Origin of the sequence: Bradyrhizobium sp. CB1717 (genome assembly GCF_029714325.1) — a bacterium.
Taxonomy (GTDB): Bacteria; Pseudomonadota; Alphaproteobacteria; order Rhizobiales; family Xanthobacteraceae; genus Bradyrhizobium.
Window position 1 is genome coordinate 7,362,119 of the sequence record NZ_CP121666.1, and the last position, 25,852, is coordinate 7,387,970.

Below are 25,852 nucleotides of genomic sequence, written 5' to 3' on the forward strand. Positions count from 1 at the left end.
ATTCACGTCACGCAGCAATCCAAGCGACGTATTCGCCGCCAGAGCGAAGACCGAAGACGTCAATAGGCGTGTTGGCCTGCAGGAAACGCCGCGGGCCGTTGGTTGCGTCCGGCGCAGTGCCGATCGCGAAATAGATATCGACCGTGGAGATAATGGAGAAGATCGGGGCGCCCGCCACCGTCGACTCAATCGGACTCGCGTTGGTCGTAGTGCCGCCTGCCGACATGGTCTGAGACCACTTGCATTCAGCGAGAAGAGCAACGTTGTGGTTCTTGTCGTGAACCGGGCCGGAGTAGCCGCATGAAATATGAGTGCCTGAGAAGGCCATTGAAATTCCTTGTAAAGTTATGAGCGCAGCGACGCTGCGAGGTTGGACAGAGCGCGCAAATCGCCTTCCGCCTTAACACTATGGATGCGCGCTAGATCGTTGCTGGGGTAGTGAACCACGCTGATTTCACGAAGGTCGATCGCGTGCAGCCTGCGCCGCACGTCCCCGCCCTTGGGTAACATCGTGAAGCGCTTGGCAACGAACCCGATTGAAAGACCGTTTAAGGCGCCGGCTCTGATTAGGGCGTGCACGTCGTCGGCACGGCGATTGCCCAACGCCAGTCGACCCTTAACGTACAGGCCGCTGCCGTCTTCCGTCATGTCGGCCCACGTGCCCAGCGGCAGGCTATCTTCGATCTGACTGCCCATTGCGTGCTGAAGAAGAAGCGCCGGCATCCGGCCGGTTCGCTTTGCTTTGGCGATCGTATCGGCAAAGGCCCCTCTATCGATTGAGTCTGAATGACTATCGACGTTCCCAAAGTATGCACCGTAACCTTCGATGCTCCCGTCAGAGTCGACGCCGAAATTAGCCATGCATCAACTGCCTCAGCGCGCGCTCAAACCGATCCGCCGCGGCATCGAATGCTGACTTGGTGTCATTCTCAACCAAATACAGCTTGCCGTCGCGCGTCTCGTACAGGCCGGGCGCAAGGTCGCTTTTGAGTTCAACCTTCGTCGCGCCGTCCGAGGAATACTCCATAGCCATCACGCCAGCTCCTTGGGCAACTTTATGTAGTTCAACGCCGATGCTTGTCTCACCACTTGCGCAAGTTCACTGGCTCGATGCGTCGACTCATCCTTAAACACCCGATCAGTTTCGAGCTTGCAGGGCATTCCCCAAAATCCAAAGTCCCGGGAAACCAGTCTTCCCTTCACTTGCTCGATTACGCGGAAGGGTTCATAAATCTGCAGCAGGCTGGCAGCAATTTTGCGCTCTTCCGCTTCGACGGCAGGCCGCAACGCTTCACGTACGCGCTGCTCTTCTTTCGCTTTCAGAACACCCAGAATTCCTTTGCGGATATCACGCACTTCGTAGGCATCAGCCAATTCCGCTGCAGCTTCCGCAATCCGCGTTTCGCCCGCCTTACGCGGTTCGCTTGGCATCTCGCCGCGCTCAATTGCAGCGGCCCGCTTCAGGTCGTCCGCATCGACGTAACCCGGCGAGGAAACGCGCTGCAGCTTCGCCGCGGCCTCTGAAACAAGCCTATTGGCCTCTTGAAGGCTACGACTCGCAGCGATGTAGTCCGCAGACTCGGGCGGCATAGTGATGTTCATGAAAATTGCTCCTTTGTAGAATCTTGCTGGGAGGCCGCTTGCAACGCGTGAGCGTCCCAGCGGTCCTTGAATATGATCGCAGCGAGGTCGAACAACCTCTTGCCGCTAATCGATTGCGAACGGCGAACGCGAACGTCTTGCCATGCAGGACTTGGCCCACCGAAAACGGCATCGAAAGAGCCGCCATTCGACTGATATGTGATCGTTGCACGCTGTACATTCGTATCGATCGTGACGACGGCCTTGTACGCAAGCACCGCAAACGGCAAGTCTTGGAGATTGGGATGGAAGGAATTGACTGCCCTCACGAGCACGTCACCAAGCTTCTGCCCGTGCGCGTCTCTGAGTCCCCAGTATCGCCGCGCCGCCGCGACGCAGTCGCGAAACTCTGCACCCGACAATAGCGCGAGCAGGATCAACACCAGGTCGTCGACGTCTAGCTTCGGAACATGCGCACCACGGCTGGACGGCCAAGCGCGTGTTTCAACCAAGCGTCTCTTGAGTTGCTGTACGGTCGCGAGCGGAGTGTTAGTGGCGCGCGCGACGCCTTCATAGATTTCTTTTGCCGTCGCTTTCGCTTTCACGGCGGAAGTCCTTTCTATTTGAAATGAGCGGCTTGCGTTCGCCGCAATCACTAAGTCGGCAGGCAGGGAGCACAATGCGCGCCGCGATGCCGCGCACTGGCTCAACCCACCGCAATCGCCAGAAGTGGAAGCAAATGGCGATTACAGCGCACGAGGCTACAAACCCGCGCGAAGGTGTTTCGAAAAAGGCCGGCCGCGAGGTATGAACGGCCGGCTAAGTCTCGAAAGAACGGAGGCTGAAACTCAACCTCTATTCTTATGATACCCTGCGCCTATTGCGTGGTGTCGACACCGCAGAAACAGCAGCAATTTCAGGCCGCTTTCTTGATAACCGGCCCGCGAGCTTGATTGAGATAACTCGTCCAGCGGGGCGCTTCTGGATACTTCGCGATTGGCCAGTTCAGAGTTCCCACCAAACGCCAGCGGTCGTGCGGTCGCTCCCCTCGCTCCTCCAGTCGGTCTAGGCCCGCAAGGAAACGGGACAAGTTTCGTAGGGCGGCTCGCAGCATTCCCTTCCCGCAAGCGCTGGCAGTCGTCCTGTCCGTGAATCCTTCCGTCTCGCCAATCATCCTTGCCGTCCAATTGTCTGCGATCATTGTCCGAAGCAATTGGAAGTCGCGGCCAAGCACGTCTGCGGCTAGGTCGACTACCTGCCGCGCGTGCAAAATGCGTATTGCTGTAGGCGTGTGGTCTTCGTTGTCGACAACCGTGCAGTCCGCGGGAACGCTTGTGTCTTCGAATTCAAGGTCATCATTGAGCTGCAAGCCGTTATCGCTATCCAACGAAGACATGCCATCGTCAAAATAGGGCAGCATTAGTTCGCGCCACTCGTTGGACTCTATAGGGTCACAAGCTGCGGTAGCTAGAAGCTCCTTCAACCTTTCAGCATCGAACCAATGCCGTCTGTTTTCAATCTCGTTGATTCCAAGTTCGCCGCGCTCGTAGATTTCCTTCAAGTGGTAGCGTTGAGGCTTCGCGAGGTTATCGTTAGCTGGCTTCTGCGGACCATTATCCAACGTCGTAACAATCGCTCCGGCTTTCGCAGCATCGTCAGGCCGCAGCGCGTAGTCCCGCCAAACGCGGGAGCCGTTCAAACTGATGGTGTGCGCTTCACGGTCTACGCTGGCAGCCTCTCGCTGCCCGTCTTCTGTAGCAATGATCGGCGCTGATGCGCCGACGTCGTCGGTAATCGTTCTTGTCATCCAATTCTTTCGAGCAATGTTGCGCCGGCCTCTTCAGGGTCGGTCGTTGATTTCGATAGGGTTTCATGCCCTATCTTTGCCTTCAAAACGCAGTCGCCCCCGCGGCCGAATTGGCGACGGGGGCGAATTGCGTTGCAGGGGTAGCAAAATTCTGAGTAGAATTCCACTGTTTCTAGAAAAACGGCCGCGATCCATGAATCGTCTCGCACGACGAGAGCTTGTAGACTGCTACGACTGCGGAACTCCCGTGTCCTTTTCGGCCGTGGCCTGCCCGTCTTGCGGCTCGCGCGAGCCGACTGGACCGTACGTTCAAAGCCGGGCTGAGCGGCGCCGCCACCGCATTGAAGAGAGAAACGACCAGACACTGTTGGCAATGACAGTGTTGTGCTGTGGCATCGGATTCTTCTACGGATCGGTGATGGTCGGGCCTTGGGGTGCTTTTGGTTATGCCCTAGTCGGCGCCATCATCGGCGTACCGGCCGGCTTTATCATCAACCTCAGCAGGCGCCTATTTGGCTAAGCCCAACCAATCAATAGCCAATACTACGGCACAACCAAACGAGAACAAACGCATCTAGTCATAGTCCGATTCCGCTGAATTTTCAGTGTCGTCCGGCTTCCCCTTCCCGCTCATAACGGTCTGGTTGCAGGTTCGAGTCCTGCCGGGCCCACCAATGAGATCAATGACTTACAACAGGTTTATTTCCTTAAAAATTTGGGGCACAGTTTGGGGCACAGCTTTTGTTCATGAATTGTGCAGCTCGCTCAGGTAGTATTTTTTCTCTTTTGCTCCCTTTTCTCTCGTCGTATTGCGTCGCTCTTTTCTCGTCTTCTCCTTATCAGTCGTTCCAAGTCGGACTCCCCCTCGTGATCTTCGCGGTCCGGCAAGACATCACGCTGAGAGCGAACCTCATCGGTCCGAAAGTTCTTCGGTGCGACCTTGCACAGCTCGCGCATCCGCTCGATCGCAGCAAGGGTCGTGAAGTGCTTGTTGGCAATCAGTTCGACCTCCAAGCGCCCCTTCTCGATTTCCTTTCGGAGTCCCTTGACCGTCAATCCCCCGGCGGGAAAGGCCAACTTCAGAGCGACGTCCAATCTTAAAGGGGTGTCGCGAGAGATCTTTGCCGTCTTCTCATCCATTGCAGCTCTCACCCGCGGAAGACCTGAATACTATAGTCTGTAGCTCTTTAGTCTTCGAGGCAAGACTATGGGGCGTGAAAAAGCTGAACGCGCCCTTCGGAAAAATCATTGCAAACTTAAGAAACGCTGCCGGGCTCTCTCAGGAGGAGCTGGCTGAGCGGGCAAAAATTCACCGGACATACGTGAGCCAGATCGAGCGCGGACTAAAGTCCCCAACCCTCGTGATGCTCTTTCGGTTAGCGCAAGCCCTCAATACGACTCCGAGCAAAATCGTAAAGCAAGTCGAGAGCGATATTGGAGTGAGTTAGCTTCGTCGGCTCGCGCGCCGCTCTGCGTGAACGACAGAAACTTCTACATGTCTCGTGATCAAATCAAATTAGTTGGGTCAAGCGAGTGGGAGAGGACCGTGGCTCTACCGCCTAACAGTGAAACGGAACGAGGCGTGTATCCCAGCGGTCGGCCCCGCCGATCGGCTTCGGCTTCGGCATGTGCCGGCCTTCACCATGTCGGCAAAGACCTTCGGTGTCGCGCCGATGTAAGCAGCGGCCCGCAGCTTCGACAGGCCACGGGGCCAATGGGGTAGCGATCGTTCAACCACCGATCAAGAACCCGCTGAGTTCGATCCGAAGTCGCTTCTTCTTGGGTTGCTCGCGTCGCATGTCGGCTCGCAGCTCATACACAACATCGGCGGCAGCCAATCGCTCGCCTATCCTAATGTGTTCATCTGCGGTCTTTTGATCCATTCGGCCGACCCGAACAAGTCAGACAAAAGTCGCTCGTTTGCCTCTAACCGCTCCTTGATAACCATTTGGCGCATTGCCCCATCGCTCCATAATTGAATGTCGGAATCGACACGCAGAAATCATGAAGGGGCATTTGTCTCCTACAAAGCGTTAAAGTTGTATCTGAAATCGATACAACCTACAGGATTCGCGTCGCGATTTTGGCTACAGATCAGCGCTTTTGTCCGCCAAGCGCGGAGCTTTCGACGTTTGGGCCACTAGACACCGGTCGATTGTACCGAAATTGGCTACACTGAGTTGCCTTGCCGTCGCTCTTTGCTAGTCTTCACCCATGAGCGAAAGCATCGGCTGCGATCATTGCGAAGAAGAGTACCCGCCGAATGAGTTAGTCATTCTTGATCCGCCAGCCGGCAAAGGTGAGTGGATTTGCGCTAGGTGCATAGAAATCAATTTGCGCAAGGCAATAGCGGAGCTGCCGCGGGAGAATTGAATCACGCTGTACCAACGCCTCTGTTTCCGCGCCGGATTAGTAGTTGTCGAATGCCTTTCCGAGGTCCACGTATATTGGCCTCAGTTCTTCAGGGGTAAGCGGCCAATTCGATTTGGTGGCCGTGGGCTTTTCATTCGCAAGCAGATAGACCAACAGTATCGAAGGTTGCCTGAAGAGCAGCTTGCGGCTCGCTCTCTCTCTCAGCTGCGCAACAATCTGAGGCTTGCTCGTCAGGAAACGGTCGATCCTCTCCGCAACATCCTCCCCGGCCACTTGTTCAAACGTGTCAACTATCAGCCCCTCTGCTCTCGTCGGCTGCGGCTCCAACTGGATATGCTTCCGATAAAGTCGCGAGGTGTTTTCGCTTAGGCTCCTGCTTGGCGCTATGGACTCGCTAACCTGATCGACGACCTGCTGAAAGTAATCGTTGGTCGCTTCGATCAAAGCCATGCTCTTGGCCGCTGCCCGCTTCATCCTAGCGGTCGCTTCCACAGTCGGCTTATAGATCGTGTCGTGAGTCAGTTCACTGTACGCATGTTGAAGAATCGTTTTTATCTGAACCTCGCATGGAGTCCCAGCAGGCACGACATGCCCGCTCACACTCAATTCGGAGTGGCACCGAACAACGTAGTGCACTGCTGCATAGTCAAATTGAATCGGGTTCTGCTGCTGCTCATACTCAAAGTCTCTATCTTTAGATGCATCCCAGTCGGGACATTTCGTGATGGCATCACTTACAACACGAATATGGTCAGTCAGCAGGACAACAAACCGTACCCCCACCTTGTCGGTGATGTCGCCGTAAGGATCGGAATAGGATTTGTTTCGGTAAAACGCCTTTTCGAGAAAAGATGCATCAGCCTTGACGCGCGGCTTTGGCGGAAGCCTGAGAAACAAATCAACCGCCAGCGGAGCGATTTGGGAGCGGACCTGATCAATCACACGCGCAACAACGTAATCGCCCCATGCCTCATACATCGGACGTTCGGCAGACCACTTCTCTATTAGCTCGTCTTCCGTCATTCTTGATCACGTACGCGGTCACGTATGGTGATCTGAGTCCACGTCTGCCCCACCCCCGAAGCATCCACGTTTATCGATCGGACCTCAATCAGTTCAGCAAATGCGTCTGGCGGAGCTGAAAGCTGAATGTCTCGCGAAAACTTGAGACGACGCTTCTTGAGATATCCCTGTATGTCCGATGTATCCTTAGCAACCGCGTTGCTAGGGAACGATTTCGCAAGCATGAAGGTTTCATAATCATCCTTCATATCAGCATCCAAATAATGCGACGAGAACGTTGCAAGCTCTAAGGTCGGCGATTGGTCGACTTTCAAGTAAGTATACAGTCCGGTCAGTAAGTCCGCCTTGCGCTCGTCCGAAACGTCTGTCGCGTTGATAAACTCGCGCGTCCCCTCAAAGAACCTACGTGTCAACTGTGCGCTGTTGACCGGAATTGCACAGCCAAGAAACGACTCGTAGAAATAATTGGCCGCGCCCTCTCTGTTCTTCGGAGACATTTGCTTGTCGTAGATGACAGCTTGCCATCCGGCTGGCATAGTCGAGCGTGGCGCGCTCCCGTCGTACAAGAAAGCACCTATCTTAAACAGCTTGGTTTGCGGTCCAAGGAACAAGTCTTTCAAATATTGAACTTGCAGGGTCTGCGTGTGTCGAAAGCCGCTGTGCGTCTCTGCTTTGATAACGCCGACCACGCGTCTAGCGGGATTCCCTGCGGACCCGGTGAAGACAACAACGACTCCACCGGGAATATTGCGTGCTGACTGCGCAGAGGTCAGCTTGTCCGCGTATCGGCACGACAGCGCAATGAAATTCGCATCATCGGCGACAAGCAAGTCCGCGGCAATTTCGAGAGCGCATCCCGCGACAAGAGGCGATATTGCCATCTGCATGCTTTGAGAGTTGCTTCCCAAGGCGGCCACCACGCGCTCGCGGAAGAAGTCCATAGCTTCCGCGCTCAAGGAAAGGATTTGATTGCCGTATGTGGGCGGAACAATCTGCCGGTCGTCTAGTCGCCGATGAACCTCGTGAATAATAAGCCTGTCGACTGTTAAATTTTCGAAAAACATCACTCCCCCAACGCCGTTTTGCTGAAAGCAATAGCGCGGTTGCTGAGCGACTGCCAGTTATGGTTGTGGCGTTGACCACAGGAACAAAATAGGAACACTTCATCCTTAGGTCAAGGCATTTTTGGGCCGATGAAGGGCGGCCTATGGGCCGCCCGCGACCTGTTACAAGTGCCTCGTCTGCTGCGCGTTGCGAACGATTTTGACCACTCTTGTCGGCAACGTCTGCTCCAACTCCGCAATCTGAGCCTGAACCCTTGCAAGCCCGGCTTCGTCGGCGCCGCGAGCGTCAATAGTCACATTGACAGGCGCGCTTCCTTCGTCGACATACTCGCAAGCTCGGCATGCTCCGCAATGTCGACAAGCGCCTGAGATTGCCCACCAGCAAAATCAACGAAAGCTCGCATGCTGGTAACGGCTGCCACTGTGGCGAGACTTACGCCGCCGATTGTCATTGTATAGGAGTTGAATAGCGAGTCGGCCTCGCTTGCTTTCCTGGCAGTTTCGTCTACGGCGTTTCCAAGCTCGTTTACCGAGTTGGTCGTACTGTCGATTCCGTCTCCGGTAGTGCTGGTAATGCGCCGTACCAAGTCACCTTCAGCCATGCGTATTGCTATCAGCCACGGCCAGCAGGGCCGCGTCTTTCGTAGAGTCTGTCATATGTTTCCTAGTTAGTGCCGCCCGAAGAAAACAACGTGCGCTGCTTTCGGGTCGAGATAGCGCCGTCTTCGAGCTAAGCTTGATGTACGTATCGACGTCGCCGAGCGGAGAATCAAAGCGAACCGCGGCGTGCGAGTCCCCGCTGATGCAAGCGAAAACCTTCTTCGGATAACAGAAAAATTTCGCCCGCTAATGCTAGGTGCAAAGGCGATGCGCTTATATTTTTTGGCTCTGAGTGTGGTGATTCTTGCGAATCGGCGCAATGGCCTGCCCCTTCAAAGAGAGGGTTTGGGCGTCCGCGGCGCCCAAGGGGCGGCGGCCTAATCCGCCATTCGCAAGGAGAAAACATCCATGAGCGACAAAGCGCGCCTTGTATGCCCACTCCATGCACCGGTTCACGTTATCCAGTACCTGAGATTCAGGTTCGGGAAATGGGAATCTGTGTGTGAACACTGCCGAGGAAAGCGCCGCCGTTAGGCGGACGCTTCCTCAAACATGAGCAACTTGGGGGACCTTCGGGTCCCCTCTTTTTTCCTGCCTTAGGAGCAGGATCAACAACGCAAGCACCAAACGGTTCACTCGCGAATTTCGGTGTTCGGAAATGCTAAGTGACGTCTCAAACTAAGGTGGTCGACCTTAGTAAACGTCGAGTTAACCGCTGCCACACGGCGCTTCACTCCCGGCTGTCGCGATCTACGGACCGGCTTGTTTTTCGTTGACCGATTGGTATGACGAGATTCGGCGCGAATCAAGGCTTACGTATTTCGCAAGCTTACTTTTTGCGTGTGATTCCAAGAGGGTCTAGCTACCAGTACCCGCTGTTCACAGAGGGTTGAGTCACGTTCCCCACAGGAATGGTTGGTTTTCGACGTTAAACCCGATCGGTACGCGCGACCGGTAGGCTGTATCTGGTTTCCCAAAACATGTTTTCGTGGTCGCCGTGCTCCGCCCAAAGAGCGGCTAGTGGCTCGTCACTGTGATTTCGACTCTTTGGGCGCATCTGGATAAGCGCGCCCCAATTTGTCGCGAGCTTTGTCTGTCGTGAACATCCAGTTGATGCGAGCGCGCGCTTTGTTTCGCTGCCGCTCCCATGCTGCGATCTCATTTCTGAGACGTTTTGGATCGTCGATTCGGCGGCTGAGACACTGCCCTTGGAGGACGCCGATCTCGATCTCAACCATGTTAAGCCAACTGGCATGTTCCGGGGTGTAGTGGAACTCGAGGCGACGCAAGATACGGCGGGCCTCAGCGGGCGCAAAGGCCTGGTAGAGGGCGCCGGGGGCATGGATCGACAGGTTCTCTTGCACGACACGGATGCAGGCGGCCTTTGGGTAATGGACGTCGACGAGTTCGCGCATGCAGTGAGCATAGTCCACGGCTGTGCGCCGTTCAGTGACCTTGACCTTGCGCCAGGCCCGATGCGGGTCGAAGGTGACGAAGAGATTGACAGTGCCATTGCGACGGTACTCGTAATCGTAGCGTTCGCGCTGACCCGGCGCGGGTGGGATCGGCTGGCGCACCTCGCCGATGAGTTGGACGGGGGTCTCATCGAAGCAGACCAGCGGTCGCTCGGGATCAGGCGCTTCAGCGTAGAGATCGAGCACATCTTCCATGCGGGCGACGTATTCGCCATCGACATGGGGAATGCACCACATGTCCCTGCGCCACGGCTTGAGGTCATTCTCGGCCAGCCAGCGACGCACGGTCTCGCCCGATAGGCTATCGTGATCGGTGAGCTTGACCATCGCGTCGGCCAGCAGCGCCAGCGTCCAGCGCCTCCGACCGGCAGGCGGTTTGGCGCATGCAGTCGCCACCAGCAGGGCCTCTTCCTTGCCGTTGAGTTTGCGCTGCGCGCCGGGACGTGGCTCCTCGCTCAAGGCCCGCTCCAGATTGCCTTCCACGAAGCGGCCCTTGGTCCGATAGACGGTAGAACCGCTCACGCGGACGGTGCGGGCAATCTCCTCGTCGTCGCCGCCGGCGTCGGCCGCCAGCAAAATCTGCGCCCGTTTGAGTTTGCGGGCGGCATGTTTGCCGCCGCTCAGCATCGCAATCAGTTCGTCGCGCTCGGCTTGGCTCAACTCGACCCGATAACGTACATTCATCGTCGCCTCCCTGTCGGAGGCCCGGGACGAATCGATCGATGAGTCAAAAATCAGGCGCCGCGCACTTTACTGAAAAACAGGGCCACTACTTGGCCTTCATCTATACCTACTCGTACATGTTCGGACGGCCGCCTGCCGAAACCGATATGCAGCGCCACTTCGGCGTCAGCCCGCCCTCAGTCCATCAGATGATCGTCACGCTCGAGCGTAACGGCCTTATTCGCCGTCAAGCCGGTGCCCCCAGAAGCATCGAAATCCTCGTGCCACCGGAAAACTTGCCGATCCTAGACTGGCTCGGTATCAAACCGTCAAAACCACTGTGACGAGCCACTATCCTGCGGCTTGAACTTGAAGAAGCCGCAAGACGGGTCGCCGCGGAGCCACGCTTGCGCGGCGCTATTGAGGGCAGCGCGGCGGGATAGGTTGCGCTTGCGGACCGGCATCAGCGATTACCCGGCAGTGCTGGGGGCGCGGTCTTGCCGTCGCCGGCAAGGTCCAGTCCCAGTTCACGAAAGAGGCGGGCCACGGCGAGGCGGTTAGCTCGCTCAATGGCCACTTCCGGCCTTGCCCGGGGCGTGCCGAAGCGATCGGTATAGGTCAGGCCGTGGGTCTTAATAGCCGCACGGGCCTCTTCAACACGGTCGAGAGCTTCACATGCCTTCGTGAGCAAGATGACGTGGTGTTCGTCCAGGCTGTATTCCTGCATCACATGCTTGAAGAACTCCGTGGAGTCTTTCCGGAGGTGTTTCGGTGTCGATTTCGTCACTCAATTCCTTTCGTTCAAAAAAATCTTAATTCAACGCGGGACCCCCGCGTGCAAATTTTCCCATTGGCCGGCTAGAGCTCTTCATTTCGTAAAGAACGAAGCCCCCCTACCTGCCGGGGTCTGTTGTCTGCAGACCCCGCAGTTTCAGCGCTTCGGTTCAAGTAACTCTACCAGTTACTATCCTCGGCCCTCACTATCCGCTCCAAGGCCCAACGACGCCGTTACCCTTTAAGATCGGCGCCGTATCTGCGACCCCGGCCGCTACGAACGCCTTTTGGCGGTTTATGCAACCATTGCACTCCCCACAGTGTGCTACGCCTCCCGAGTAGCACGCCCAAGTCTCCGCAAAATTTGCTCCCAACTTTTGCCCGCGCGCTATGACGTCGGATTTAGTCATATCGATAAAGGGCGTAACGATGTTGAATTTTGTTCGATGCAGCGTCGACATCGCATCTGCCATCTTGGGCAGGTAGTCTTTGATCCCGGGATGGTATGTCAGATCGTCTTTGATCGTTCCAAGCAGCAGAGTGTCGATCCCTCTCAAGATCGAATACGTAATGACTAGGGCGTGAGAGATAGCTTGGTCCGGGCACTTGCATTCGGCCATCATGGGGTGATAGTCGCTGGGTATAACGCCGTAGAAGAGATACTTTAATCCGCTGATGTTGACGGGCTCGAATGCAAAACCGGTTGCCAACGTTGTCCTTCGTGCGCAGTGCAGTTCACGGGCAGCAGATTCTTGCCCATAGTCTAGAAATACCGCGGAGGCGACGCCCACCCCAGTCTTCTTCGACTCCAGAGCAAGCACAGTTGAATCAACACCTCCGGAGAGCATCAGAATGCATGTCGCGTTGCTCATTCCTCAACCTCCTTAAAAATTTTGAAGATACCGGCTAGCGGATATGTAAGGTGTTCTGTCATTATCTGACAATTTTTAGTTGTTCACTCTAAAGCTGCATCGAATGAACGCCAAGGTCGGCCGCGGAAATGTGCGTCACTTGGCCGCGCGCGAGAGCCTGCTTTGGTTGAAGGGCGCTGCTGCTGCCTCTGGCAACCGCACGCAGTAGAAGAAAGACTCCAGCAGCACAGATACAGGCAATAGGCGGGAAGGTTGGAGCACGTATCGGCAGTGTCGGGCCAAACCTCAAGACCGCTCCACGGCCTCGCCAGCGCCTCCTAGCGGCATGACCACCGCCCTGCGGTATTCTTTTATTCTCTCAATCTCCCCAGAGCGGGACATCGGGACAGGTAATAGATACCTGTCCCGTCCCGTCCCGCTGCGATGGGCCGGGACATGTCCTGGGTGTCCCGGGACATGTCCCGATGTCCCGGTATCAGGACAGCCAGACCCGGTCGCCAAGTGCCCCAACGTGGCCGGCTTCGATCAGTTTGCCGGACGTCCGCTGAAAGCGTTTCTTGCGCGCCTCAGCATCAAGGCTCGGCTCCTTGGCCATAAGATCGGCGTAGAACCTGTTGCGCCATGCGTCGCGGCTGACGGTTAGGACGCCGTCAGAAAAGCCAGCATCGACCGGCCCCGCTTCTCCACCCTCGTCCAAGACGGCCCGCAATGACTCGAACGCCTTTGCGCTCTCGCCCTTTAACGTCCCATCAGCCAGACTGGCTGGAGTCACTTTGAACGGCATGACAACCGGAGCTGATGTCTCCCTTCCGTCTTTATCTACGCCAACCGGCACAGACTCAAGCCTGAAGCCAGCGACCACACCTTCCTCACCGTCGTTCGCTCCGTGCACTCCAACGTGAAAGATTTGCCCTCGCCCTTCCCGGTGACACTCACCCCAAACGACACGTCAATGGCGCCGTCCGGATCGATTGCGCCCTTACCGCGGTCCCCTTCCCAGCCAGAGTGATGGATAGCAGCCACATGCGCGCCGGTCGCCCGGTTCAGCTCATCTACCGATGCAATGTACCTCTACATATCTTTCGACGCGTTCTGATCACCGCCACCGAAGGTAAGTGTGACCGTATCGACGACAATTAGATTGCACTGATGACCGCATTTGGCTTCCAATGCCTTGATAGACCCAGCGAGCGCCTTGGCATCAACTAGGCCACTGGTAAGGTCTAGCTTTCCCCCGACAACAACAAACGGGATACCGGCGACGCCGTGCTTCTTGCGCCAAGCGGCAATACGCCGCTCAGTCAGACTCTTACGCTCGGCGGCGAAGAACACGACTAGACCCTGCTTCACTTTTCGACCGTGCCAATCCCGGCCCGCGGCGATATGACAGCCGATGTCTACAAAGTAGAACGCTCTTTGCCGTACCCGGCTTAGCTACGAACAGCGAGAACTCGCCGGCTCCAAGGAAGCCATCAACAATCTCCTCCTTCGTTACAGACTCGTTGACATCATCAAACCACGTAACCTGATAGACGCTGCCGGCGCGCACGTGAATGATGTCGTTGTCGCCTTGAATCTGCGTGTTGAGGGCATCGGCATTGAGGTAGATTGTGCTGCCTGAGCCATAGATCGTATCGCCCGAACCACTGACATTGAGATTGTCGCCTGTCCCGGTGTAGATCGCATTCCCGTCACCGACGATGCTCGTGTTGATGACGTTATCGCCGATCAAAATTCCGGCGCCGGAGGCATCGATCACGTTGCCATAGCCGGTCTGAACCCAGGTAAGCCCATTGCTTCCGAATTGCAGGGTGTTGTGGTTGCCATTGACCGTGACCAGGTCCGTTTGGTCCGCATGGACGATGTTGTTGTTACCCGTAATCGCGGCATCCGCATCATGCGCGAGGTTAAGGGCGCCATTCGAGAGGTAAACAAGGTTCGCCGAACCCCGCTGGCCGTTGCCAGCCACGTTCACCGTGTCACCGTCGAGCGCTCCGACCGTGTTGCCGCTGCCGTTGATGGTAACGTTCACGCCGTCATAGGCATACACATAGCCCCACGACATGTTGAGCGTCGATCCAGTCGTATGCGTGAGCCACGCCGTAGCGTTGTTGCCGAGGTTAAACGTCTCGTTGTTGCCATCGGTAACCCCGATCAGGGCGCTCTGGCCGAGGATGGCGCTGTTGCCGCTGCTGTGACTTATGGAAACGCCGCTGTTATCGCCAAGCACGACGGTGTTGCTGTTCTCCTGATTGATGTAGATGAGATCGGTGGCGCCATGAATGATACTGCCGCCGCCGTTAAGCTCCACCAGCGAGATCAAGAGGTTGAGAGGCTATATCCCGCCTCGCTCTTTCCTCAGCCAAAGGAATAACCAAAGCAACGTTCTTCTTTGGTCTCACACGCGTCCCGATAGCGTTTGCCGCGCCCTACAAATGGTCGGGATGATGATGGCCATAGACTTCGCGAAGCGTCTTCTCGCTCATGCCCAAGAAAGCAGCCGCCTCCCAAAGTGGGGCGCCAGATTGCATCAGCCGAGCCGCTGCGATGTCCGCAGCGTGTGCGGAGTAACGTTGCCAATCGTCAGGTCCAGCTTGGCATGGCGCACCGCTGACGCGAAACCGGTCTTGACCGACGCCACGGGCTTTCCGTTCCATTCCACGAAATGGCTCTTCGCGATCCCAAAGGCGCGACCACCGCCGCAAGTGCGTCAGTAGGCACTTTGGAATTGGAACAGGCGTCTGCCGTTTCGTTGTCGCGCGCTTTCTAATCGCCAGCCGGAAGAAGATTCCCGAATCTAGATCGACGAAAGATTTTTCCGGCTCGCGGTATGGTGAAGCACTAGCGATCGCCCCTGCGCGAGTGCCGGTATAAAGGCCGATCAGAATAACCTTGCAACGTGGCGCAGTGGCCGTTTGTCGGTTTCGACCTTCGCGCCCTTAGACTTGCCGATGTGGACCGTCTGTGTTTCTCGATAACGCAACACGACCACAGAAGCTTTGCCGCTTCGGCGCGGGTAAGCCATCGTTCGCGGGGAAGACCCTTTTCGGGTAGAACGACTCGGACCCGGCCGCGATGATAACCCTCCTTCTCATGGTGATTGACCGCGGCTCGTAAGTCTTCAAGGTCGCGGCGTGCGCCTCCGTCGCTGCCGCGCCAGGCTGCGTAAGATCGACAAGCTTCGCCTTCACATCGGCAAGCACCTTCCCACCCCACCAGCTTGCAAGGCGCTGTATCCGCTCGCCCAATTTCGACTTGTTGGATTGACGCTCTCGGGTATCGTCGTGTTAGACGGTCAGCACGTCAGCGACATCGATATGCTCGATCAGCCGCTGGCGGCGAACCGGCTTATATTTTTGCGTGATGCATTCTTGTGCCTTTGACCAGCAAAGCATCCCGTGGCAATGTGCTTGCTGCCATCAATGATGATCCAGGTTGCTCGGGCAATGACTTTTGCGCCCTTGCGGCGCTCGCTTCGCCAGTAAAGGTAAGATCCCCGGCCACGACGCGGCATGAATTCCCCATATCTTGGATACTGCGGAGGGGACTGAAATCCTTGTTGGCTATTCTGATGATCGCAAGGTGTCCGCAACTAGCCTCCCGCCGCAGGCCGCTGACAGTCATTCCACCAAGTGGAAACGCGATCTTGCACGCTTCCCTCAAGGGTTTCACTGCGTCCGTGAGACGGCGGCCGCGGGAGTCGGCGGGTCGGGACGTCGGTACGTCCCGCCCTTGTTCATAAGCGCCCAGATGATCCGCGCCGTCTTGTTGGCCTGCGCGACCGCGGCAACCTTGAACCCGTCTGGCGAGAAGTGCCTTCAGCCAAGGCCGCGCCCGAGCGTCGTTTCGGACAACCCGCAAGACGGCCGTCGCCCCGACAACGAGCAGAGAGCGGAGTTCCGGATTTCCCATCTTCGATATTCCTCCCAGTCGCTCTTTGCCTCCGCTTGAATGAGGCCGATGGTCGCCGCCGTGATGGCGCCGACGCCAGGTATCGTGGTCAACGGACGCATGTCCCTCGTCGTGCTTGGTCTCCCCAACAATCGCGCGCTCGAGTCTCTCGATTTGGTCGGCTGAAGCTTCAATCTCGTCGGCAATAGCCCTCAGCGCGAAGCGCGCTGCTACGGGCAGGCAGGCATCTGTCTCCATCCCGCACGATTGCGACCAGCGCCTCAACCTTTGCCAGGCCAGCGGTGGCGATAATGCCCAATTCGGCCAGATGCGCGCGCAACGCGTTGACCGCCTGCGTTCGCTGCCGCACTAGAAGGGGCGCGGGTCTTCAGCACCATCGCGGCAGCCTGTTGCTCGGCCGTCTTGATCGGGACGAAGCGCATGGTCTTGCGGGTCACCGCCTCGCTGATGGCCTCTGCGTCCGCCGCATCCGTTTTGCCTCGCTTTACGAAGGGTTTGACATAAGCCGGCGGAATGAGCCGCACCTCATGACCGAGAGCTGCGATCTCGCGCGCCCAATAGTGGGCGCTACCGCAGGCTTCCATCCCCACCAGGCATAGTGGCAGTTTCTCGAAGAAGGTTAGCACCATCGGGTTAGATTTGGCCAAGCACGTTTTCCAGGTTCACGGCGCGGATGCGGAAGGCTCGCCCGTGTTCAACACGGAACGGTCCCTCCTTTGTGGCGTTCGAACAACGACCACGTTCTAGCACCCGCCAAAGCGATCTGACCGGCGCAAGCCGGCAGAGCGGCCTCCTTTTGTCGGATGCCAACCGGTACGTAGGGTTTAAGCGGCCAAGCCCGCTCAAATGGACCAAGTCCCCCGACGACATCCTCGCTTCAGTCGAACGCTTCTGCCGATACAATACTCAAGCCTAGGCATCGCAATGTCGCGAATTTCTGGTTCAGGACACTAAAGCAGAATGAGGTGGGCGTGCTGGCATCTGCTCCTTTTTTGATCTTTGCCATGCGTCCGCTGCCGGCGAGCCCGGCTGGATGGTCTCGTTGCTCGATGAGTTGGCCCGACACTCCTCGAGATTACCGCCTACGAAGAAAACGGCCAACGAAGCCCTCCTCACCCAGTGAACCCGGAAAGATCCCGAGCCATTTTGATGGCGAGGACACAATGACGCTCGCGCCTGCCATAGGCAATCCGCTCCTCCCGCCCGGGCGGCAGTCGAAAACCCCGGCTGGAACCTGGGGTTTTCTTTTGTACTATTATAGGCACCAACTCTCGTAAACCGCCGCGGTGCGATCAGTACAGTGCACCTCACGGATTGAGCCGAGTTAGCTTCGGCTTCATTCCGTCCAGGGCTCGATCGTAAGCCGCAGGTGTCGGTTGGTCTGCGCTCCTGCTCCACCTCAATGGATTGGTGGAGATCTCAGGTCACATAAAGTCTCCATCCGAGTCGGAGTCTGATGAAGGTTCATCATCGCTCCGCGTTTTGACTTTGGAGAGATACGCCGGAGAATTGGTTGCGCGCTGCCATTCACCATCCCTATATCTCCACTGTCTGGACTGGGTGGGATCAAGTACCATATCATTGCCATCTACATCAACGAAGCCCATTTGTTCTGCACGGGCTCTCGCTTCGTCATTAGCAGGACGCCAGTTCACCAGCGGCCGTTCGCCGTCTCGCCGTAGTTGGTGCTCGAGCAGAATATCGCCGGCGTTGCCGACGAGCGGATGAGCAACTTGAAAATCCACGATTGATGTGACGTGAGTTCGTCCGGGGAACTGCTCTCGCCACCCTTGGCTGGTGAACTCAGTCGCCATAGGAAATCCGGCTTCCGTTCTTTGGAGGCCGACGCTCCTATTCCCTAGTTGGTAGCTGTAATATCGGGCGGCATCAGAATCCCTTCGGATCCCGAAATTTGTAGCGACATCCGCGGTGCGCCTAGCTCTTTCGGACACAAATTCTGAGTATTCCTGCGGATTGTTGGCGATATGATTGATTTCGTCACCATGAAAGCTCCTCACCCGTTCCCGGAATTGGGCTTGGTTGATCTCAATAACGGGAGGTCTTGAAGTGAGGTAATAACTCGGCTGCGAGGATGAGCTGGCACCCGAATCCTGCAATCCCATTCTACCGAGCGCGTCCGCGAAATCGTCGGCATTCCTGTGCTCCGAGGAGCTTGCGTAACGATACTCATCATCGGATGGAACATCCGACCAATTGTTAATTCGACCGTCCATGACGACCACACTCCTATGGCTGTTGCATTGTGTTCAGGTCATTAGACCTGACTCCGCAGATAAGCAGCTTGGCTGTCCGTAAGCTGACGGCAAATCAAACGGAAAACTAAATTCGCTGAAACGATAGGGCGAGCCGGCGAGAGCGCGCAGTTCGGCGCCGCGCTCTCCGGTGCGCCTTCATAAACTCGGCCGAACTTGAGATCAGCGGTACGCGTCCGGTGACGGCCCCTGGTCAGGTCGTCTTGAGCGGGTGGCTGACCGCGCTTATGCGGCGTGAGCGACGTTCTGAGGTCGCCAATTCCAGGGCATGACTTCGTGAATGCGCTTGGCAGGATGATCCGGCAGGCGGGCCAGCACGTCGGCGAGCCAAGCCTGTGGATCGATGTCGTTGAGCTTGGCGGTTTATGCCGCCCGCCGAACTATGCCGAACGGATTTGGTGTGGCACGCCGTTGTCACGCTGGCACCCTCGATCGCGTGCTGGGCAGCCCCATTCCATTCGGCATAGTCTGGTCGTTCAGAACGCCTCGAGGAAGGCGAGCAGGCGGTCGTTCGGCTGGAAGCGGGCTGGCTTGCCGCGCTCGTACGGCTTGAGCTTCGCCAGGGCAGCTTCCTTCAGGGCGAGGTGGGCGTGCAGGTACGTCTGCGTCGTCTCGACCGATTCATGACCGAGCCACAGCGCGATCACGGACAGTCGACGCCGGCCTGTTCGCAGCGCTGTGCCTCAGCACGTGCGGTGACACGCTCTTGGCCTTCAAAGACGGGCAACTCTTGCGAGCGACACGAACATGCTTTCCCAGCAGGGACTGGACGCTGTCGGCACTGAGCCGGCCCCCGTGCACGTTGGGGAACAACGCCGTTGCTCCCTTTCCGCAACGGTTCCTTGAGCCATGCCTGGAGCGCACACCGAGCCAGTGTGGTCAGCGGAGTGGTTCGCTCCTTCCGCCCTTTACCGACGCATCGTACGTGTGCACCAGACCCGAGGTGGACGGCATCCCGGTCAAGGCCAGCTCCGAGAGGCGCAAGCCCGTCTGAGCCGCGACCGCAGCAAGGTGTGATCGCGGCGACCAAGCCACGTCGTTCGATCGGGCACGGCGAGAACCGCCTCGATCTCGGGGCGCCTCAGGAAGTGCACCTGTCGCTTGTTGTGGCGTTTGCTCGGTATGGCAAGCACGTGCTGGATCAGCGCACTGTGTGCCGGTTCCTCGAAGGACACGAACCTGAAGAAGGATCTGATGGCCGTCAGACGCAGGTTAGGCGTCTTCGCGCTGGCGCCGCGCTTACCTCGAGATCGGTGAGGAACGCGCCGATGAACGTTGCATCCAGATCGGCGAGCGTCAGGGCCGATGGGGACTTCCGCAGCCGCTCCTGTGCGAACATGAACAGCAGCCGGAACGTGTCCCTGTAGGAGCCGATCGTGTGGGCGCTAACATTGCGCTGGCGCATGAGGTGATCGGTGAAGAAGCGCTCGATCAACGTGGCGACGTTGCGGGCGGGCTTCATGGCGTCACCTCCCATCGCCGATCGAGACGCCGCGCCGCTTCTTCCATCAACTCGGGACAGGCCGAGAGATACCAGTAGGTATCGCGGACGCAGGCGTGGCCGAGGTAAGTGGAGAGAGCTGGGAGTTGCTGCTCGACGTCCTTGCCTTCGCGATACCAGTCGAGCAGCGTCCGGATGGCGAAGCGATGACGGTAATTCCGCTGGCGGAATTACCGTCATAGTTCCGGCACCCCGATTATTCCGGCAACTGGCGGCGAGCTGCTGCATTTTCCGGGGGATCACGCGAGCGTGGGCGCATCGTTGGCGGAATAATCAGAGCAGTCTCCCATTTGGGGATCGTTCCCCCAGTTTTGAGGAGACGGACGATGACGATTACTCACAACGGTGCTGCAAACACATCAGATCAACGTGTCTGCGGCGGGCCGCTAGCTTGTTACATCGACAGATTCGCGGAGTTCCTGGTTTGCGAGGGTTACACCTCGCGGACAGTAAAGGTGAAGCGGACTCTGGTGGCGGATCTCAGCCGCTGGCTCGCACGACGTGGACTGCCGCTGGCAAGATTTGATGAGGAGAGGCTCAAGCAGTTTCACGCCTACCATCGCCACTCGCTGCGGCGCGGCGATGTGTTTACCGGCCATCAGTTGCTGGAGTTTTTACGCCGCCTCGGAGTCATCTCTTCGTTATCACAAAAGATGGACCGAACCGCTCTCGATCGGATTATTCGAGACTACGACAGATTCCTGAGTTCGGAGCGCGGCCTAGCACGCGCGACGGTGGTTTGCTATCTGCCGATCGTGAGGAAACTTCTGACCGAGCGCTTCGGGACCCAGGCGCTGCGCCTTGAGGACCTGCGCTCAGGGGACCTGACTCGCTTCATTCTTCGTCAAGGACGGCGCGTCAGTCGCGTTCATGCCCGGACAACAGTCACGGCGCTGCGCTCGTTTCTGCGTTTCCTGCTCCAGCGTGGGGCTATAAAGATTGACTTGGCCGCCGCGCTGCCCGGGGTCGCTCACTGGCGATTGTCTCACATCCCCAAGTCGCTACCGCCGGAACAGGTCGAGCGACTGCTCCGCAGCTGTGATCGCAACACGCCGTCCGGCCAACGTGACTACGCCATCTTGCTGCTGTTGGCTCGACTGGGCTTGCGCGGCGGAGAAGTCCTGGCGATGACCTTGGACGACCTGGACTGGGAGAACGGCGAGATGATTGTGCGCGGCAAGGGTCAGCGGTTGGAACGATTGCCATTGCCCAGAGATGTCGGGACGGCCCTGGTTCACTATCTGCGTCACGTCCGTCCCGCGTGTTCGTCGCGTAATGTCTTTATCCGATTGAAAGCTCCGCTGCGCGGCCTTCGCCTCACCGCTATTTGCTGCGTGGTTCGCCGCGCCCTCGAGCGCGCGGGATTAGACTCGGATTTCAAAGGGGCGCACTTGTTGAGGCATTCCCTGGCGACCACGATGTTGGGCAGAGGCGCATCCTTGGGCGAGATCGGTCAACTCCTCCGTCACAAGCAGCCGACGACCACGCAAATCTACGCCAAGGTCGATGTCAAGGCGCTGCGCGGCATTGCCCTTCCCTGGATGGGAGGTGCGTCATGAGCTCGTTGCGAACCGCGCTCGATGATTATCTCGGCGCCCGTCGCGCCTTGGGACACAAGCTCATTCTGACAGGACGTCTGTTGCGGCGATTTGTCGACTTTTCCGAACACGTGCACGCCGATTACATCACGACTGAACTGGCTTTGAAGTGGGCAACCCAGCCGGCCCATGCACAGCCTTCTCAGTGGGCCAACCGTTTGGGGATGGTGCGCCGTTTCGCCCGGTACTGCTACGCCAACGATCCGCGCACCATGGTGCCGCCTCCCGACTTGCTTCCCCATCGGTACCGTCGGGTCGCGCCCTATATCTATAGCGACGAGCAGATCATCCGTCTATTGAAGGCGGCTCGGCGGTTGCCGTCCACGATCGGCCTGCGACCGCACACCTATGCCACGCTATTCGGGCTGTATGTTGCCACCGGTCTGCGAGCCAACGAGGCATTGTGTCTTCGTCGTGAGGACGTGGACCTCGCTAACGGCGTGCTGACGATCCGGGATAGTAAGTTTGGCAAGACGAGAATCGTGCCGGTGCATTTGTCCACGCGGCGGGCGTTGGAGCGCTACGCGAAGCTTCGGGATCATTTGTGCCGCACGCCCGCCAGTCCCCACTTCTTCCTCTCCGACCGCGGAACCCGCGTGACGTATGACATGCTGCGATGGACGTTCGTTAAAGTCTCCCATGAGATCGGCCTGCGCGCTCCCGGCGACTCGCACGGACCTCGTCTGCATGGATTCCGTCACCGGCTGGCCATCAATACGCTTCTCAAATGGTATCGCGGCGGGATCGATGTCGAGCGCCGTCTGCCCACGCTCGCCACCTACTTGGGGCACGCACATATCACGGACACCCAGTGGTACTTGACGGCAACCCCGCAGTTGTTGCGCCACGCGCTAAGACGAGTGGAGCGATCCGAGCGGAGGGCCCGTCCATGAAGGGTGCCAGCCAGTTCCCCGCTCTGTTGGAGTCATTCTTCATGGACCGCCTGATGCGACAGCGGCAGGCAAGTCCCCATACGATCGCAAGCTACCGCGACACCTTTCGCTTGCTGATGCAGTATGCACAGCCACGGCTCCGCAAAACCCCTTCGCAGTTGGTTTTGCCGGACCTGGACACGGCATTCCTCGGCACGTTCCTCGATCATCTTGAGAGAAAACGCGACAACAGCGCCCGTAGTCGCAATGTACGTTTGGCCGCAATTCATTCGTTCTTTCGCTACGTCGCATTGCATGCGCCCGAGTACAGCGCCTTGGCGCAGCGTGTGCTTGCCATACCCAGCAAACGCTACGCGCGACGACCTATATGCTTTCTCACCGCGGTCGAAATTGACGTTCTGCTCGCCGCGCCGAACCTCAACACTTGGAGCGGACGACGCGATCGAGCCCTGTTGCTGCTCGCTGTGCAGACCGGCTTACGCGCATCGGAAGTGATCGGCTTGCGCTGCGAGAACATCGTGCTGGGTACGGGCGCGCACGTGCAGTGCTTGGGTAAAGGACGGAAGACAAGATGTACTCCGCTTCGCAGAGAGACCGTTACGGTTTTGCGCGCGTGGTTGCGAGAACGCCAGGGGCGGCCGTCTGATCCGGTCTTTCCCACTACGCGAGGACGAGCGTTAGGCTCCGACGGCCTGGAGTACTTGCTCAACAAACATCTCGCCGTTGCGCGTCGTCAGTGCCCGACGTTAACCAAAAAACGCGTAACGTTCCATTCCTTGAGGCATTCGCTTGCGATGAACCTTCTTCACCACGGCGTCGATCGCTCCGTGATCGCGCTCTGGCTGGGGCATGAGAATGTCGAGACGACATCCATTTACCTGCACGCCGACATGCAGCTGAAGGAACAGGCATTGGCAATGACTACAGCAACACGAGTTCCCGCATCCCGCTATCGACCGAGCGATCGCGTCCTGGCATTCCTGCAAGCACTCTGATTATTCCGCCAACGATGCGCCCACGCTCGCGTAATCCCCCGGAAGCTGCAGCAGCTCGCCGCCAGTTGCCGGAATAATCGGGGTGCCGGAACTATGACGGAAGTCGTGCACGCGTGGCCCGCTACGATCACCTGGGTGCCGCAGCCCGATCTCCCTAGACAATCGCCAGAAGACGCGATGAACGTACTGGTGCAGCAAGCGGCCTCCCTGTTCGGCAACGAAGAAGGTCGAGCCGCAGCGTGATCCGAGCAGCGCATCGCGCCGATCGGCGTAGTCGCGCAGCGCGGTTCTCGTCGTCGGATGCAATGGCACGAGCCGCGACTTGCCGAACTTGGTCAGCCGGACCGTCAGCACGCCGGCGTCGAGGTCGACGTCATCACGCTCATATGCGCATGCTGTCACCGCGATCAGTCCGAACAGGGTATGGTAGGTCCATCGGCGCAGCCCGTCCGCTGGCGGCAGAGCCAGCGCCGCCATCAGCAACGCATCGATCTCCGCGTCGCTGTAGACATAGGGCTTGGCGTGCTTCCATCCAGGCAGCATGCCGACGGGCGGCACCTCCGTTCTCGGATCGAAGTTGGCGACATGGCGCGCGAACCCGCGCACGTCGCTCAATCGCAACGACCAGGATGCATGACGATCGGGCGGCAGCGTTGCCCATTCCATTGCCAGCTTCGTCGTGATGATGCTGGCTTTGCGCTTCTCTATGAAGGCGACGAAGTCGGCGAGCCGACGGGTCTGGTGCTCGTACTTGTATCCCAACCCCTTGCGCATGCTCAGGTACTTATAGAGTGCGGAGCGCAGATCGGTCATTGCACGCCTCCCGGCCCGGGCAGGCTCAATGTTCTCAGCGCATCGATGTCGACCTCGCGTAAATCCGGGTGGTGTCGTGGTTCTCGTGCCGCAGCAACTGTCCGATTTCCGACAAGGTCGCCCCAGATCGGAGAAGCTCTGTAGCGAGGCTGGCGGAAGATATGGGCGCCGCGGTGGGCGCAACCTTCGATTCCAACGCGATCGAGAGCGGCCTTGGCGATCATGGTGATCGCGCATCCGGAAGCAAACCCGACGTGTGGCGGGAGTGTGCGGACGAACAGCCGTCGGCACGACGACTTTGAAGGCCATCCTGCATGCCAACCTCATTGCGACTGCTTCGTTAACACGAACGCTGTCGTCGTCCCTGGTCGGCGCAACGCCGCTGGTGGGGAAAACTGGCCGATCCCGCTCCGAGGGGCCCTCTTGGAGTCTGGTTCGGCATTCGCGCGAGCGACCCTCGCTCTCGTTCCTTCTAGGCTTTTAGATGAGCGACTTCGGCCTTGGCTGCACGCCTCCTAATCGCGCTTTTCCATCGCTACCGTCTTCTTATCGGTGCGCTTGAATGAAAGATGTTTCAGCGGGGCAGCACAGGCTGCGCGCGACACTTGAGCGATCAGGCAGGTCTGGCACGATGTCGCTGTCCCCTGCGGCCACATCTGACGCTGATTGCTCCTCAGCGCGGCGTGAAGTTCCAGGTAGGGGTCTTCAAGATCCTGGCCAGCCGTCCGGATGAACCAAATGAGCGGATGTCTCATGCGCCTGGCTTGTTTATGCCTCGTCCCGCGCAAGGTGTCAGGCGCTAAGCACGCGGCCCTGCAGGCTGGCTTTAGCTTTTCATACCTTCGCGACGACTTGCCATGGTAGTGCAGGCGCAACGTTCGGGGCATCGAGGCTCACGACAGCAGAGCTTAACCAATGCGCAGGTTTTCTGCCGATGTTTTGCCAGGGCGCCCGGTCCCTAGTTCGTAGCTGATCTTGCCTCCCTCTGGCAGTTCGCTCAGCCCCGCTTTCTTGACCGCAGATATGTGCACGAACACGTTAGAACCGCCTTCATCTGGCTTGATGAATCCATAGCCTTTGATTGCATTGAACCACTTCACAGTCCCCATCGCCAATTTTGTATCGCTCCTTGATAAAAAACGCTCGCGCACTGGGTATAGCTGCATTCGCTCCACCGCAACGGAAATCGCAACAGGATCGGAATCAAGGGATCACAACGACCCTTCTCGCCCATTTGTACGCATCGTATCCGATGCACGTCGCCGGCGTTGACAACCGGCAATGGATGTAACGAGTCCATCGGTCGTACAGTCAAGATCGGCTTGCGGCACCCGTGCCATAGGCAGGAAGACGAAAGGTGGATCAATCGGCTGTTCAAGAATTCATGACGGGCGGCATCATCCTTTTCGGAAGATCGCCGCGGCCAGCACAACAAGCTCTTACACGTGAGCGATCGGTCTGTCGTGTAAACCGCGGAGCATTGCTCGACGACAGCTTGGCTTGATTTCGTCACGGCTGGCTAACAGTGTTGCAAAGTCCCGTGTCTTGCCTTCCAAAGAGGAGACGTGGATGACACACTGGCACCAAGGAGCTTGATTGTCGACCGCACACCTGCAGAGCCCCGAAACCTCGTGA

Annotated in this window: 27 protein-coding genes and 4 pseudogenes; 5 read left to right on the top strand and 26 right to left on the bottom strand. The window is 57.9% G+C overall.

The window, feature by feature from the left end; all coding sequences use genetic code 11:
* Nucleotides 1–7 precede the first annotated feature (7 nt).
* The 7 genes from QA649_RS34485 to QA649_RS34515 all read right to left on the bottom strand — a co-directional run bounded on the left by QA649_RS34485 (nt 8) and on the right by QA649_RS34515 (nt 4,528).
* Nucleotides 8–328 carry a hypothetical protein gene (locus QA649_RS34485; RefSeq protein WP_283021135.1) on the bottom strand — a complete coding sequence of 107 codons (321 nt, stop codon included), beginning with the start codon at nt 326–328 and terminating at the stop codon, nt 8–10.
* Nucleotides 329–345: 17 nt separating this feature from the next.
* On the bottom strand, nt 346–861 hold the full coding sequence (locus QA649_RS34490) for an HK97 family phage prohead protease (protein WP_283021136.1): 516 nt from the start codon (nt 859–861) through the stop codon (nt 346–348).
* Nucleotides 854–1,033, bottom strand: a complete 180-nt coding sequence (locus QA649_RS34495) for a hypothetical protein (protein WP_283021137.1) — start codon at nt 1,031–1,033, stop codon at nt 854–856. The genes QA649_RS34490 and QA649_RS34495 overlap by 8 nt, the downstream gene beginning before the upstream one ends.
* Entirely contained in the window at nt 1,033–1,602 is a 570-nt protein-coding gene (locus QA649_RS34500; RefSeq protein ID WP_283021138.1) for a hypothetical protein, read from the bottom strand. Before QA649_RS34500 ends, QA649_RS34495 begins: the two co-directional genes overlap by 1 nt.
* Entirely contained in the window at nt 1,599–2,186 is a 588-nt protein-coding gene (locus QA649_RS34505; RefSeq protein WP_283021139.1) for a hypothetical protein, read from the bottom strand. The genes QA649_RS34500 and QA649_RS34505 overlap by 4 nt, the downstream gene beginning before the upstream one ends.
* 311 nt (nt 2,187–2,497) lie before the next feature.
* Nucleotides 2,498–3,388: a hypothetical protein gene (locus QA649_RS34510; protein ID WP_283021140.1), complete on the bottom strand. Its 891-nt coding sequence runs from the start codon at nt 3,386–3,388 to the stop codon at nt 2,498–2,500.
* Between the two features lie 765 nt (nt 3,389–4,153).
* Nucleotides 4,154–4,528 (bottom strand): hypothetical protein, encoded by a 375-nt coding sequence (locus QA649_RS34515; RefSeq protein ID WP_283021141.1) that lies wholly within the window; start codon nt 4,526–4,528, stop codon nt 4,154–4,156.
* 74 nt (nt 4,529–4,602) lie between these two features.
* Here QA649_RS34515 and QA649_RS34520 point away from each other — a divergent pair, with 74 nt between their 5' ends.
* Entirely contained in the window at nt 4,603–4,836 is a 234-nt protein-coding gene (locus QA649_RS34520; protein ID WP_283021142.1) for a helix-turn-helix transcriptional regulator, read from the top strand.
* A 961-nt stretch (nt 4,837–5,797) separates the two neighbouring features.
* On the opposite strand, the gene QA649_RS34525 is transcribed toward QA649_RS34520, so the two are convergent.
* The 4 genes from QA649_RS34525 to QA649_RS34540 all read right to left on the bottom strand — a co-directional run bounded on the left by QA649_RS34525 (nt 5,798) and on the right by QA649_RS34540 (nt 10,607).
* A complete protein-coding gene (locus QA649_RS34525) occupies nt 5,798–6,784 on the bottom strand; it encodes a RelA/SpoT family protein (RefSeq protein WP_283021143.1) in 987 nt (328 codons plus the stop codon).
* A complete protein-coding gene (locus QA649_RS34530) occupies nt 6,781–7,848 on the bottom strand; it encodes a nucleoid-associated protein (protein WP_283021144.1) in 1,068 nt (355 codons plus the stop codon). Before QA649_RS34530 ends, QA649_RS34525 begins: the two co-directional genes overlap by 4 nt.
* Before the next feature lie 293 nt (nt 7,849–8,141).
* Nucleotides 8,142–8,450: a hypothetical protein gene (locus QA649_RS34535; RefSeq protein ID WP_283021145.1), complete on the bottom strand. Its 309-nt coding sequence runs from the start codon at nt 8,448–8,450 to the stop codon at nt 8,142–8,144.
* A 1,026-nt stretch (nt 8,451–9,476) separates the two neighbouring features.
* The gene (locus QA649_RS34540) at nt 9,477–10,607 is read right to left on the bottom strand and encodes an IS630 family transposase (protein WP_283021146.1); all 1,131 of its coding nucleotides are present in this window, start codon (nt 10,605–10,607) and stop codon (nt 9,477–9,479) included.
* 38 nt (nt 10,608–10,645) lie between these two features.
* Here QA649_RS34540 and QA649_RS34545 point away from each other — a divergent pair, with 38 nt between their 5' ends.
* The gene (locus tag QA649_RS34545) at nt 10,646–10,930 is read left to right on the top strand and encodes a helix-turn-helix domain-containing protein (protein WP_027555782.1); all 285 of its coding nucleotides are present in this window, start codon (nt 10,646–10,648) and stop codon (nt 10,928–10,930) included.
* 119 nt (nt 10,931–11,049) lie between these two features.
* Here QA649_RS34545 and QA649_RS34550 read toward each other — a convergent pair whose 3' ends face one another.
* The 12 genes and pseudogenes from QA649_RS34550 to QA649_RS34605 all read right to left on the bottom strand — a co-directional run.
* Complete coding sequence (locus QA649_RS34550; protein ID WP_283021147.1) at nt 11,050–11,373, bottom strand: P27 family phage terminase small subunit; 324 nt, start codon at nt 11,371–11,373, stop codon at nt 11,050–11,052.
* A 193-nt stretch (nt 11,374–11,566) separates the two neighbouring features.
* Nucleotides 11,567–12,232 (bottom strand): 7-cyano-7-deazaguanine synthase, encoded by a 666-nt coding sequence (locus QA649_RS34555; protein WP_283021148.1) that lies wholly within the window; start codon nt 12,230–12,232, stop codon nt 11,567–11,569.
* Between the two features lie 475 nt (nt 12,233–12,707).
* Entirely contained in the window at nt 12,708–13,016 is a 309-nt protein-coding gene (locus QA649_RS34560; RefSeq protein WP_283021149.1) for a hypothetical protein, read from the bottom strand.
* Between the two features lie 287 nt (nt 13,017–13,303).
* On the bottom strand, nt 13,304–13,582 hold the full coding sequence (locus tag QA649_RS34565; protein ID WP_283021150.1) for an AAA family ATPase: 279 nt from the start codon (nt 13,580–13,582) through the stop codon (nt 13,304–13,306).
* Nucleotides 13,542–14,543 (bottom strand): hypothetical protein, encoded by a 1,002-nt coding sequence (locus QA649_RS34570; protein ID WP_283021151.1) that lies wholly within the window; start codon nt 14,541–14,543, stop codon nt 13,542–13,544. Before QA649_RS34570 ends, QA649_RS34565 begins: the two co-directional genes overlap by 41 nt.
* A gap of 1,357 nt (nt 14,544–15,900) precedes the next feature.
* Nucleotides 15,901–16,192, bottom strand: a pseudogene (locus QA649_RS34575) (transposase); the annotation flags it as partial.
* A gap of 232 nt (nt 16,193–16,424) precedes the next feature.
* Nucleotides 16,425–16,770, bottom strand: a pseudogene (locus tag QA649_RS34580) (transposase); the annotation flags it as partial.
* Between the two features lie 798 nt (nt 16,771–17,568).
* Nucleotides 17,569–18,378: an effector protein NopP gene (locus QA649_RS34585; RefSeq protein WP_283021152.1), complete on the bottom strand. Its 810-nt coding sequence runs from the start codon at nt 18,376–18,378 to the stop codon at nt 17,569–17,571.
* Between the two features lie 264 nt (nt 18,379–18,642).
* Nucleotides 18,643–18,780: pseudogene (locus QA649_RS34590) on the bottom strand (transposase domain-containing protein); the annotation flags it as partial.
* A gap of 113 nt (nt 18,781–18,893) precedes the next feature.
* Complete coding sequence (locus QA649_RS34595; protein WP_283021153.1) at nt 18,894–19,064, bottom strand: hypothetical protein; 171 nt, start codon at nt 19,062–19,064, stop codon at nt 18,894–18,896.
* A 554-nt stretch (nt 19,065–19,618) separates the two neighbouring features.
* Complete coding sequence (locus QA649_RS34600) at nt 19,619–19,879, bottom strand: site-specific integrase (protein WP_283021154.1); 261 nt, start codon at nt 19,877–19,879, stop codon at nt 19,619–19,621.
* A pseudogene (locus QA649_RS34605) lies at nt 19,876–20,076 on the bottom strand (integrase); the annotation flags it as partial. The gene QA649_RS34600 and the pseudogene QA649_RS34605, both read right to left, overlap by 4 nt.
* A 168-nt stretch (nt 20,077–20,244) precedes the next feature.
* Here QA649_RS34605 and QA649_RS34610 point away from each other — a divergent pair.
* From QA649_RS34610 to QA649_RS34620, 3 genes are read left to right on the top strand one after another with little or no spacing between them, the layout of a single operon-like run.
* Nucleotides 20,245–21,477 (top strand): site-specific integrase, encoded by a 1,233-nt coding sequence (locus tag QA649_RS34610; protein WP_283021155.1) that lies wholly within the window; start codon nt 20,245–20,247, stop codon nt 21,475–21,477.
* Nucleotides 21,474–22,409, top strand: coding sequence for a tyrosine-type recombinase/integrase (locus QA649_RS34615; RefSeq protein ID WP_283021156.1), 936 nt, complete (start codon nt 21,474–21,476; stop codon nt 22,407–22,409). The genes QA649_RS34610 and QA649_RS34615 overlap by 4 nt, the downstream gene beginning before the upstream one ends.
* Nucleotides 22,406–23,404, top strand: a complete 999-nt coding sequence (locus tag QA649_RS34620; RefSeq protein ID WP_283021157.1) for a tyrosine-type recombinase/integrase — start codon at nt 22,406–22,408, stop codon at nt 23,402–23,404. Before QA649_RS34615 ends, QA649_RS34620 begins: the two co-directional genes overlap by 4 nt.
* Here QA649_RS34620 and QA649_RS34625 read toward each other — a convergent pair whose 3' ends face one another.
* From QA649_RS34625 to QA649_RS34635, 3 genes are all read right to left on the bottom strand, one after another.
* Nucleotides 23,405–24,217, bottom strand: coding sequence for a tyrosine-type recombinase/integrase (locus tag QA649_RS34625; protein ID WP_283021158.1), 813 nt, complete (start codon nt 24,215–24,217; stop codon nt 23,405–23,407).
* A 515-nt stretch (nt 24,218–24,732) separates the two neighbouring features.
* Nucleotides 24,733–24,972 carry a hypothetical protein gene (locus QA649_RS34630; protein WP_283021159.1) on the bottom strand — a complete coding sequence of 80 codons (240 nt, stop codon included), beginning with the start codon at nt 24,970–24,972 and terminating at the stop codon, nt 24,733–24,735.
* 153 nt (nt 24,973–25,125) lie between these two features.
* Entirely contained in the window at nt 25,126–25,383 is a 258-nt protein-coding gene (locus QA649_RS34635) for a cold-shock protein (protein ID WP_283021160.1), read from the bottom strand.
* Between the last annotated feature and the right edge of the window lie 469 nt (nt 25,384–25,852).